Raw genomic sequence first — 11,493 nt, forward strand, 5'->3', positions numbered from 1 at the left:
GCCGTCACAGCACGGCGCGGCGCGCCAGCCGGCTTTCGCGGGCGAGGTCGCCCAGCAGCCGGATCAGCGTCCCCTGGCGCCGGGTACCGGTCTTGTCGAAGACCGAGCGCAGCTGGGTGCGCAGCGTCTCGCGGCTGACGTCGAGCTGCCCGGCGATCTCGGACAGCGACAGCCCCTCATGCAGGGCCGCGGCCAGCCGCACCTCGGCCCGGCTGAGGCCGAACAGGGCCGGCAGCACCTGGCCGAAATCGTCGCGGCTGGCCCCGAGCCGGGTCAGGAACAGCGCCGCCACGGCCTGCGGCGCGGCGACGGCGGCTGGACGCCGGTCCGGCAGGCGGCAACCGCTGGCGATCAGCGGCGGCGCCCCGGCGGTGCCGGACAGCAGCTTGACGGACCCGCCACCGGGCCGCGGGTCCAGCGTCGCCGCGATCAGCGCGCGCAGAGCCACCGCCTCGGCCGGGTCGGCGGAGTCGAGCCGGTTGCCCCGCAGCTGCAGCCGGCCGGCCTCGAACAGCCGGTCCGCCATGGCGTTGACATGCACCACCCGGCCGTTGGCGGCCAGCAGGACCACGGCCCGGTCGAGCCGGTCGAGCACGTCCTCGGCAAGCCGGGCCCGGGCGGCAAGCCCGTCCAGCCGCTGGACCAGCGCCAGCGAGCGACGGATATGCGGCACCAGCAGGCCGAAGCGCCGCCCCTCCTCCGGCGTGAACGGCCCGGCGCGGCGGGGCCGGCGCACGCTCATCCCGGCGACGCCATCGAAGACGGGGTCGATGGCACCCATGGTCCAGCGGCAGCCATTCTCGTCCAGGAACGCGCCGAAATCCTGACGGTCGAACCAGGCCGGGTCGACCACCTCGTGGCAGAGATGGACCGTCGGCGGCAGGCGGCGCCAGGCCGGCAGGCGCGGATCCTCCAGCGCATAGTCCCGAAGATAGCGGGCATGGGCGGCCGCGTCGTAGCCGACGGCGACGTTGAAGACGGGTACGGCCGCGGCGGATTCCAGCACCAGGATCTGGGCCACCTCGCCGCCGGTCCAGCGGCAGATGTCGGTGAGGACATGCTGCCAGGCCACATGGTCGGCCCCGGCATCGTAGATGCGGCCGATCAGATCGTTGAGCTGTTCGAAAGTGTCCATGCGGCCTCCGCCGCGTTCCGACTGCCGTCCGACTCAAGCCCGTCCGGCCGGTCGCGGCAAGCGCCGCCCGCCGCCGCCGGCCGCGACAGAATCACCCGCCCGCCGCGATTCCTTCGATCCGGCGGTTGACCTCGGCCGCAGCCTCGATCGGCAGCATGTGGCCCTGGCCGGGGAGCAGATGCACCGCCACCGCGGGCGGCAGGCCGCGGGCCTGATGCGCCGGCAGGATGGCGTCGTCGGTGCCCCACAGCACCTGCACCGGCATCGCCAGCTCCGCCAGCCGGTCGCGCAGCACCAGGCGCTGGCGGCCCGGGGCGAAGCACTGGTCGGCCAGGCCGCGCAGCGTCTCACGCATGCCCGGGCCGCGCAGGGCCGTCAGCACCAGTTCGCCCAGCGCCGGAGTGACCAGTCCGGGATCGGCGTAGAGCGGCCGCAGCGCCGCCGCCAGCGCCGCCGGATCGTCGGCGCCGAGCAGCCGGTCGATGAAGCCGGTGTCGGCCTCCTCGCCCAGCCCGCCGGGAGCGACCAGGGTCAGTGAGGCGGCGCGGCCCGGCCGGAACAGCGCCGCCCGCAGCACCACCGCCCCGCCCAGGGAATGGCCGACCAGATGCGCGCGGTCGACGCCGACGGCGTCGAGGAAGGCCAGCAGCGCCTCGGCCAGGCCGGGCACGCCGCCTGAACCGAGGTCCCTGGAGGAACCGCCATGGCCCGGCAGGTCCAGCGCGTAGACCGTGTGCCGGGCCGCGAGCGGCACCTGGTTGGCGGCCCAGGTCAGGAGCTCGCCGGCGAAGCCGTGCACCATGACGATCGGGACGCCGCCGCCCGCGCCCATGCGGCGATAGCGGATCGGGCGGCCGTCGGCCAGCACCGTCAGCTCGGTGCGGACGCCGCCGGCCGTGGCCGGATGCGCGGGACCGGAGAGGCTCATTCCTCGATGCCGGCGAGGCGGAACTGCACCTTGTGCACGGCATTGGCCTGCAGCTCGCCATAGCCGGCCACGAGCGCGGCCCGATACAGCTCCGCCGTCAGCGCCGTGCCCGGCATCGGCACGCCGCTGGCGCGGCCAAGATCGAGCATCAGCCCGATGTCCTTGGCCATGTTCTTGAGATGGAAGGCCGGCGAGAAGTCGTCGGCCAGGGTCTTGCGGGCGGCGCCCCGGATGACGCCGGAGGAGCCGCCGAACCGGTCCAGCACCTCGATCACGCCCTCGGCCGCCAGCCCGTTCTTGCGGGCCAGGGCCAGTCCCTCGCCGAGCGCCGCGAACTGCGCCGCCGACAGCAGGTTGCCGATCAGCTTCATCACCGCGCCGGCGCCGCTGGGGCCGAGATGGTGCACCCCGCCCGACACCGCCTCCAGGATCGGGCGCACCGCCTGCAGCGCCGCGGCGTCGCCGCCGACGATGAAGCCGATGCTGCCGTCCCAGGCCTGATCCTTGCTGCCGTAGACCGGGGCGTCGAGATAGGCGTGGCCCGCCTGCGCCGCCGCCTCCGCCAGGCTGCGCGACACCGCCGGATCGGTGGTGGTGCTGTCGATCACCACCGCGCCCCGGGCGGCATGGGCGAAGACGCCGTCGGGGCCGAGCAGCACGGCGCGCTGGGCGTCCGGCCCGGTGACGCAGAGCATGACGCGGTCGCGGCCGGCGGCGGCCTCCGCCACCGAGGCGGCGCGGGCGAAGCCGGGATGGGCGGTGATCTCCTCGGGCAGCCCCACCGCGCTGCGGTTCCAGGCCTGCACGCGGTGCCCCGCCTTCAGCAGGTTGCGCACCATGCCCCGGCCCATCAGGCCGAGACCGAGATAGGCGATATCGACCATGCTCCTGCTCTCTCCGTCACCATGCGGCGGGACCGCCCCGCCCTGGATTACATCCTACAAAGCGCCGGGCCGCTTGCCAGCCCGTATGGGATGATGGCTTTAACGGCGGCCGGTCCGTCGAGCTGGCCGAGGGCTACCAATTCGTCACCGATCCGTCCTTGCGCCTCAGATGCGGCGCTTCCCAGAACTTGAAGCTTTGCTTTTTGATCGCCTCCTCGTTCACCTCGACGCCGAGGCCGGGCGCATCCGTCACCGGATAGTGGGCGTTCTCGATCTGCGGCTGGACCGGGAACAGCTCGGCATCGTCGAAGCCGAGCTGCTCGGCCGTCGAGGTCCGGGTCTCGAGCCAGGAGAAGTTCGGGACGGCCGCGGCGAAATGCACCGTCGCCGCCGTGCAGATCGGGCCGAGCGGGTTGTGCGGCATCATGTCGACGTAATGCGCCTCGCTCCAGCCGGCGACCTTCATCGCCTCGGTCAGCCCGCCGACATTGCAGACGTCGATGCGGTTGAACTGGTGGATGTTGCGCTCGATGTAGGGCAGGAACTGCCATTTGGAGGCGAATTCCTCGCCGATCGCGAAGGGCACGTCGACCATCCGCCGCAGCGCCTCATAGGCTTCCGGCGTCTCGTCGCGGATCGGCTCCTCCAGGAAATCGAGCGTGCCGGAGGGCATCTTCTGGCAGAAGCTCGCCGCCTCCGCCACCGACAGGCGGTGATGCAGGTCGATGCCGAGCACGACCTCGTCGCCCAGCGCCTCGCGCGCCCTGACGCACCATCGGGCCGTCGTGGCGATATGCTCGCGCGGCTCGTAGACCGTGCTGCCGCCATGGCCGGAGGGCGACAGGCGCATCGCGGTCCAGCCGGCGGCGATCAGCGCCCGCGCCTGCTCGACCATCGCCTCGCCCGGCGGGGCCGAGGTGGTGGCGAAGGTCGGGATCCGGTCGCGCTGCTTGCCGCCCAGCAGCTGGTAGACCGGCACGCCGAGCGCCTTGCCGAGGATGTCGTAGAGCGCGATGTCGATCGCCGAGATCGCCGCCTGCAGCACGCGGCCGCCCTCGAAATACTGGCTGCGATACATCTCCTGCCACAGCGCGCCGATCCGGAACGGATCGCGGCCGATCAGGAATTCGCGGTAGTGCTCGATGGCGCCCACCACCGCCTTCTCCCGGCCGGAGAGGCCGCTTTCGCCCCATCCGGACAGGCCTTGGTCGGTCTCGACCTTGACGATCAGCTGGTTGCGCGTGCCGACCCAGACCGGGTAGGCGCGGATGGCGGAGATCTTCATGTCGGTCACCAGTGCCAGAGCGTGCCGTCCTCCAGCCGGTTCACCGGCAGGTAGGCGCGCTGATAAGGATGCTTCGCCGCGAGCGCCTCGTCGATGTCGACGCCGTGCCCCGGCGCCTCGCCCGGATGGATGTAGCCGCCCTCCTGCTGCCAGGAATGCGGGAAGACCTCGTGCATCAGCGGGGTGTAGCCGGAGAATTCCTGGATGCCGAAATTCGGCACCCAGAGATCGATATGCGCGTTCGCGCCCATCGCCACCGGCGAGACGTCCATCGGCCCGTGGCAGGCGGTGCGGATGTGGTAGACCGAGGCGAAATCGAAGATGCGGCGCAGGCCGGTCACGCCGCCGGCATGGACCGAGGTCGCGCGGATATAGTCGATCAGCTGCTCCTCCATCAGCAGCCGCGCATCCCAGATCGTGTTGAACACCTCTCCCAGCGCGATCGGCGTCGTGGTGTGCTGGCGGATCAGGCGGTAGCCCTCCTGCAGCTCGGCCGGCACCGGGTCCTCCAGCCAGAACAGCCGGAACGGCTCCAGATCCTTGCCCAGCCGCGCCGCCTCGATCGGCGTCAGGCGGTGATGCGTGTCGTGCAGCAGGTGCAGGTCGTCGCCATAGACGTCCCGCAGCCGGGCGAACAGCTTCGGGATGTGGTTCATGTATTTCGAGGTCGACCACACCTCCTCATGCGGCAGGGCCTCGACCATGCCGCCCATGCCCTGCTTCGCCCCCTTGCCGGTGCCGTAGATCGCCGGCAGGCCGGGGATGCCGACCTGGCAGCGGATCGCGACATGGCCCTCGTCGCGCTTCCGGCCGACGGCGTCGACGGCCTCCTCGATCGTCATGCCCTGGGCATGCGAATAGATCATCGCCTTCTGCCGCGAGGCGCCGCCGAGCAGCTGGTACAGCGGCATGTTGGCCGCCTTGGCCTTGATGTCCCACAGCGCCATGTCGACGGCCGAGATCGCCGCCATGGTGATCGGCCCGCGCCGCCAATAGGCGCCGCGATAGAGATATTGCCAGATGTCCTCGATCTGCGCCGGGTCGCGCCCGATCAGCAGCGGCGCGACATGGTCCTGGAGGTAGCTGACGACCGCGAGCTCGCGCCCGTTCACCGTGCCGTCGCCGATGCCGGTGAGGCCCTCGTCGGTGACGATCTTGAGGGTGACGAAGTTGCGCCCGGGCGAGCAGACGATGACCTTGACGTCCTGGATCTTCATGGAAGCACCTCAGTCGGGGTCGTGGCGCCAGCCGAGCAGCCGCTCGGCCTTGGCCGTCGAGAAGAAGCTGCGGTTGCCGCCGAGGTCACCGCGGATCGGCACGTCCGGGAAGAAGCGGGCGGCGAGCTCCAGGCTCGGGATATCCATCACCGTGTCCGGCGCGGTGATGTAGAACACCTCATGGCCCTGGAACGGCGCGTCGAGCGCCAGCAGGCAGGCCCGCGCCGCCGCCTCGTAGAGCGTGTAGGCCCAGAGATGCTTCGACGCCTCCTTGGTGGCGAAGCCGTAAACGGCCCCGGCCTGGGCGCGCTCATCCACCACCAGGTGGAAGCGCATGCTGGCGATGCGGATGTCGCTGTAGCGGCGGGCGAAGGTGTCGGCCTGCTGCTCGCAGATCCATTTCGACAGCGAGTACGGCTCCTCGGTGTAGTTCGGATGCGCCTCGTCGAGCGGGAGGTAGTCGAAATGCGCTTCCCGGCTGAAGGACAGGCCGATCGCATTGACGCTGGACGCCTGGACGATCCGGCTGATGCCGACCTCGATCGCGGCGCGCAGGGCGTTGTAGCTGCCGACCACATTGTTGTTGTGGACGATATGGTCGGGGTGGTGGCCCGGCGAGGGAATGGCCGCCATGTGGATCAGGGTGTCGCAGCCGCGGAAGGCCTCGACCAGCGCGTCGTAGTCGCCGATATCGGCCTGGACGAAGCGGAGATTCTCCGGCGCCTCCGCCGGCGCGGCGCGGTCGATGCTGACGACGCGGTGGCCGCGGCGCAGCGCCGCCGCCGCGATGGCGCGGCCGATCCGGCCGCTGCCGCCGGTCAGCGCAATGGTGGCCGTTGTGGTGTCCATCGTCCCCTCCCCGCTCACGCGCCGTAGACCGACTGGTGCAGGCCGCGGATATAGCCGATGGCGTAGAGCCGGCCGAAGGCGGAGTAGCCGGCATGCTCGTTGCTGTCGCCCTCGACCGTCGGCACGTGATCGGGGCGCAGCACGCCGTCGAAGCCGATGTCGCGATAGGCGCGCATACAGGCCAGCATGTCGGTCTTGCCGGCGTCATGCCATGTCTCCCGGAACGCCTCCGGCGTGCCCTGAACGTCGCGGAAATGGACGAAGGAGATGGCTTTGCCGAAGGACCGGATGGCGCCGGGCAGATCGTCGGTCATCAGCGTGAAGTTGCCCTGGCACAGCGTGATCGTGTTCATCGGGCTGGGCACGCTTTCGATCAGGCGCCGGTAGTTGTCGATGCTGCGCATGATCCGGCCGACGCCGCGGATCGGCGACAGCGGCGGATCGTCCGGATGCATCGAGATCTTCACCTTCGCCTCCTCGGCGACCGGCAGCACCGTCTTCAGGAAGTGGTCGAGATTGACCCAGAGCTCGTCCTCGCCGATCGGCGGGTTGCTCGTCAGGTCGTCAGGCACGTCGGCGATGTCGAAGCTGGTGACCACCGAGCCGCCGCGCGAGGGCGTCGCCAGGTTGGTGCGCACCCAGTTGAAGTCGGTCATCCATTCGTAGCACCAGACCGGGATGCCGAGCCGCCCCATGTTCCGCAGCAGCGTGCAGACCGTCGCGATCTCCTCGTCCCGCCCCGGCAGGCCGCGCTTCGCCTGGTTCAGCGGCGGGCGCGCCTCGATCACCTTCAGGGTGAAGCCGGCGTCCTCGTAGCGCTGTTTCAGGCGCTGCAGCGGCCCCAGGTCCCACGGCGCCTCGCCCTGCAGCAGGTCATCGGGCGGCAGGCCGCCGACGGCGAGGTCGACCCCGGCTTGGCGCGCCAGCTTCCAGACGGGCGTCGGCGTTGGACTGATGTATTCGGCGATTTCGAGCATGGTGGTGAGGATCCCGGAGAGGCTGGGCAGTGAAGGATGACGGTCGGCGAAGTCAGGCGGGCAGCAGCTCCGACAGGCGCTCCTGCACGACCTGAGGCTGCCGATCGTAAAGGAAGCATGAGGCGGTTTGGCGATCACCGATCCGGAACAGCGGCGGCTCCGCCCCGCAGGCCTCCATCGCCCTCGGGCAGCGCGGCCGGAAGCGGCATCCGTCGGTGCCGACACCGGCCTCGCGCGCCTTGATCGGCTGGGCGCCCCAGCGCCGGTCGAGGTCGGGCCAGGGAATCGAGTCCACCAGCAGCTGCGTGTAGGGGTGCTGCGGGTCCTTGATCACCTGGTCGACATCCCCCGCCTCCATCACCGCGCCGCGATACAGCACGATGATCGACTTGGCGATGTGATAGGCGGTCGTCAGGTCATGCGTGACATAGATGATCGAGACGCCGTGGTCGCGCTGCAGGTTGCGCAGGGTTTCGAGGATCGTGGCGCGAAGCGACGCGTCGACCATCGACACCGGCTCGTCGGCGATCAGCAGCCGCGGCTTCAGCAGCAGGGCGCGGGCGACGTTGATGCGCTGGCGCTGGCCGCCGGACAGCTGGTGCGGGAAGCGGCCGAGGATATCCTCGGGGCGAAGCCCGACGGCGGTCAGCGCCTCCTCCATCTTGCGGCGTGCATCCGCCTTCGATGTCGCCAGGCGGAACTTCCGGATCGGCACGGTCAGCAGATGGTCGACCGTGTAGAACGGGTTGAAGACGGCGAAGGGATCCTGGAAGACCGCCTGCACCTCGCGGCGATAGGCCATCTTCTCCTTGCCGCGGAGGGTCGAGACGTCCTGGCCGCGATAGATGATCCGGCCCGTCGACGGCGCGATGAAGCCGAGCAGCAGCATGGCGAGCGTGGTCTTGCCGCTGCCGCTCTCCCCGGCCACGGTCAGGATGGTCGGCTCGTCCTCCCTGAGCGTCAGCGAGATGTCGCGCAGCGCCACCGTCATCTGCGTGTTGACCAGCCCACGGGTATAGGTCTTCGAGACGTGCTCGAGCCGCAGCAGATCGGCCATCTCAGGCATTCCCGTCATAGAGGTGGCAGGTGACGCCCCGGCCGCCGGCCAGGATGCGCGGCTCGGGCCGCGCCGTGCCGCAGACGGCCATGGCCCTGGCGCAGCGCGGATGGAAGGCGCAGCCGCCCGGAAGCCGCAGCAGCGACGGCGCCAGGCCGGGGATGCCGCGGAACACGCCCTTGTTCTCCAGGCTCGGCAGGCTTTCGATCAGCGCCTGGGAATAGGGATGCTTCGGCTCCGTGAACATCTCGCGGACCGTGCTGACCTCGACCAGCCGCCCGGCATACATCACCGCGACCTTGTCGACGAACTGCGCCATCAGCCCCATATCGTGGCCGATCAGGATGACCGCGGCGTTGATCGCCTTCTGAACAGTGTCGATCGTCTCCATCACCTGGCGCTGGGTCACGACGTCGAGCGCGCTGGTCGGCTCGTCGGCGATGATGACGTGGGGGTCGAGCAGGATGCCGATGGCGATGCAGACGCGCTGCTTCATGCCGCCCGACAGCTCATGGGCATACATGCGGTAGACGCCGGCATCGAGATCGACCGACTGCAGCGCCCGCTTGCAGCGCGCCTCGATGGAAGCGCGGGATTCGCCCGGCAGATGCGACTTCACCGCGTCCACCATCTGGGCGCCGATCCGCATCACCGGGTTGAGCGAGTTCATCGCACCCTGCGGGATATAGGCGATGCGGGACAGGCGCGCCCGGCGCATCCCTTCCGCGTCGAGCGCCATCAGATCGGCGCCGCCGACGATCACCGCGCCGCCCTCGATCCGGCCCGGCGGCTTGATCATCCGCATCATGGCCAGCGCCAGCGTGCTCTTGCCCGAGCCGGATTCGCCGACCATGCCCAATTTCTCGCCGGCATTCAGCGTGAAGCTGACATCGTCGAGCGCTTTGGCGCGGCCGGAGTCGGTGTAGTAGGTCACTTCGAGGTTGCGGACATCGAGGACCGGTGCCGCGGCTGGTCGGTTCATGGCCTTGGTCCGTTCGGGGGGCGGCGCGAGCGTCACATCCATCGCCGTCACTCCGACCTGCGCACGCGGGGATTGGCCAGCTCGTCGAGCCCCATATTGATCAGGGCGAGCGAGCCGAGGATCAGGATCATCGCCACCGACGGGATGATCGGCCACCACCACCAGCCATTGAAGAAGGCACCCTGCGACTGCGCCGCCCAGATGATGTTGCCCAGGAGCGGCTCACGCAGCGGCCCGAGCCCGAGCACGGCGAGGTAGAAGGCCGCGAACACGGCCGAGAACACCTGCGCCACGAAGGCCGCGGCGATGAAGGGCAGCAGGCAGGGCAGGATCTCCTTGAAGATGATGCCGAGATCGCTGACGCCCGACAGCTTCGCCACGGCGACGAATTGCCGTTCCTTCATCGTCAGCACCTGGGCGCGGATGACCAGGGTCGGGCCCATCCAGGCCAGCAGCACCACGATCAGCGCCATGGTGACGATGGTGACGTCGCGCTTGTCGAGCGAGCCGGCGATCACGACCTGGATCAGCAGCACCGGGATCGGTGTCAGGATCTGGCAGACCGTGCGGATGATCGCATCGGTCCAGCGGCCGAAATAGGCGGCGATGAAGCCGAGCACGACGCCGATCAGCGTGCCGAGGCCGCCGGCGACGAAGCCGATGAAGGCCGTCTGCCACATGCCCACGACCATGGCGGCCAGGAGATCGCGGCCGAAGAAATCCGTGCCGAAGGGATAGCGCAGGCTCGGCGGCTTCTTCACCGCCACCGACAGCGGATAGGCGTCCTTCGGATTGATCGTCATCAGCCCGATGATGGTGAAGGCGGCGAGGCCGAGCAGGATCAGCACGCCCAGCGCCAGCCCCTTGTTGCGGCGCAGATAGCGCAGCACCAGGACCAGGCTGCCCGGGCGTTCGATCCTGGCTTCGGCGGGCGGCGACAGCGCGGCGATAGACATGTCTCTCGCTCCTCACGAATGCCGGACGCGGGGGTCGAGCAGCGGATAGAGGAATTCAACCACCGTCATCAGCACCGCCACGGCGATGGTGATGAAGATCACGATGCCGTAGATGGTCGGGAAGTCGTTCGCACGGATGGCAAGGTTGAGCATGCTGCCGATGCCCGGCAGGCCGAACAGCCCCTCGACGATGATGGCCGAGGTGACGACGGTGCCGAGCGCCAGGGCCAGCCCGGTCACCTGCGGCAGCATCGCGTTGCGGAGATAGTAGTCGCGGAAGATCCGGCCGCCGGTCAGGCCCTTGTGCTCGGCGAAGTTCACATAGTCCTCGCCCTGGATGGTGACGCCCATGCCGCGCATCGACAGCACCCAGCCGCCGACCGAGCCGAAGATCAGGGCCAGCGCCGGCAGCACCTGGTGCCGCAGCAGGTCGAGGACGAAGTCGAGGGAGAAGTTCGGCACCACCCCGACCGAATAGGCGCCGCCGAGCGGCAGCCATTTCAGTCGGAAGCCGATGAAGAACAGCAGCAGGATGCCCATGATCACCGGCGGCACGCCGGTCAGCAGGATGAAGGGCGTGGCGAAGGCCCGGAGCCAATGCGGGGCGCGCGGCCAGGCGGCGACGGCGCCGAGCAGATTGCCGATGACGAAGCTGAGGACCGTCGTGACCAGCAGCAGGCCGATGGTCCAGGGCAGCGATTGCGCCAGCAGGTCGGCCACGGTCGACGGGTAGCGGTACAGCGAATAGCCGAAATCCATCCGCAGGATGTTGCCGAGATAGGTCCAGTACTGGTGGTACAGCGGCTGGTCGAGCCCGAACTGCTGCTGCATCGAGGCGATGATCTTCTCCAGGTCCGCCGGCGAGAAGCCGCCGGTGCGGGCCAGCTCGCCGAAGCGCTCGCGCAGCGCGTTGCGGCTCGACAGGCGCGGGATGAAAAAGACGATCGTCGAGGCGGCCCAGACCACCAGGACCAGGAAGAGAAGACGGCGGATGATGAGCTTGAGGGTCACTGGGACGATCCTGCTGTCTTGGAGCGGGATGGGTTCGAATCCGATCGGTCGACCAAAAGAAGAACGAGTCCCCCCTCCCCTCGCGGGAGGGGGTTAGGGGAAGGGAGTTTTCGCGGTTGAGGCCGGCTTGAATTCCGGCGATCCGGTTCCGATCCCGGGACCTGTTCTCTGCCCATTCGCGCGCGGCCGCGCGCAGACCCCTCCCCCTGCCC

The 11,493-nt window shown here is 69.4% G+C and carries 11 protein-coding genes; all 11 read right to left on the bottom strand.

The features are described 5' to 3' along the window. Positions 1-4: 4 nt before the first annotated feature. Positions 5-1,135: a helix-turn-helix transcriptional regulator gene (locus ACFW16_RS31285; protein WP_380312679.1), complete on the bottom strand. Its 1,131-nt coding sequence runs from the start codon at positions 1,133-1,135 to the stop codon at positions 5-7. A gap of 91 nt (positions 1,136-1,226) precedes the next feature. Continuing rightward, a complete protein-coding gene (locus tag ACFW16_RS31290) occupies positions 1,227-2,063 on the bottom strand; it encodes an alpha/beta fold hydrolase (RefSeq protein ID WP_380312681.1) in 837 nt (278 codons plus the stop codon). Beyond that, on the bottom strand, positions 2,060-2,947 hold the full coding sequence (locus ACFW16_RS31295; RefSeq protein ID WP_380312684.1) for an NAD(P)-dependent oxidoreductase: 888 nt from the start codon (positions 2,945-2,947) through the stop codon (positions 2,060-2,062). The genes ACFW16_RS31290 and ACFW16_RS31295 overlap by 4 nt, the downstream gene beginning before the upstream one ends. 133 nt (positions 2,948-3,080) lie before the next feature. Next, positions 3,081-4,232, bottom strand: a complete 1,152-nt coding sequence (locus ACFW16_RS31300; protein WP_380312687.1) for a mandelate racemase/muconate lactonizing enzyme family protein — start codon at positions 4,230-4,232, stop codon at positions 3,081-3,083. A 5-nt stretch (positions 4,233-4,237) separates the two neighbouring features. Next, complete coding sequence (manD, locus tag ACFW16_RS31305; protein ID WP_380312690.1) at positions 4,238-5,449, bottom strand: D-mannonate dehydratase ManD; 1,212 nt, start codon at positions 5,447-5,449, stop codon at positions 4,238-4,240. A gap of 9 nt (positions 5,450-5,458) precedes the next feature. Further along, positions 5,459-6,298: an NAD-dependent epimerase/dehydratase family protein gene (locus tag ACFW16_RS31310; protein WP_380312693.1), complete on the bottom strand. Its 840-nt coding sequence runs from the start codon at positions 6,296-6,298 to the stop codon at positions 5,459-5,461. Positions 6,299-6,312: 14 nt separating this feature from the next. After that, entirely contained in the window at positions 6,313-7,275 is a 963-nt protein-coding gene (locus ACFW16_RS31315; protein WP_380312695.1) for a mannonate dehydratase, read from the bottom strand. 52 nt (positions 7,276-7,327) lie between these two features. Next, positions 7,328-8,332, bottom strand: coding sequence for an ABC transporter ATP-binding protein (locus ACFW16_RS31320; protein WP_380312697.1), 1,005 nt, complete (start codon positions 8,330-8,332; stop codon positions 7,328-7,330). A 1-nt stretch (position 8,333) separates the two neighbouring features. Continuing rightward, positions 8,334-9,314, bottom strand: coding sequence for an ABC transporter ATP-binding protein (locus tag ACFW16_RS31325; RefSeq protein WP_380312700.1), 981 nt, complete (start codon positions 9,312-9,314; stop codon positions 8,334-8,336). 47 nt (positions 9,315-9,361) lie between these two features. Continuing rightward, complete coding sequence (locus ACFW16_RS31330) at positions 9,362-10,270, bottom strand: ABC transporter permease (RefSeq protein ID WP_380312702.1); 909 nt, start codon at positions 10,268-10,270, stop codon at positions 9,362-9,364. 12 nt (positions 10,271-10,282) lie between these two features. After that, entirely contained in the window at positions 10,283-11,281 is a 999-nt protein-coding gene (locus ACFW16_RS31335) for an ABC transporter permease (protein ID WP_380312705.1), read from the bottom strand. Positions 11,282-11,493: the final 212 nt, after the last annotated feature.

Source organism: Inquilinus sp. NPDC058860 (assembly GCF_042743185.1).
In the GTDB taxonomy this organism is placed as follows: Bacteria; Pseudomonadota; Alphaproteobacteria; order DSM-16000; family Inquilinaceae; genus Inquilinus.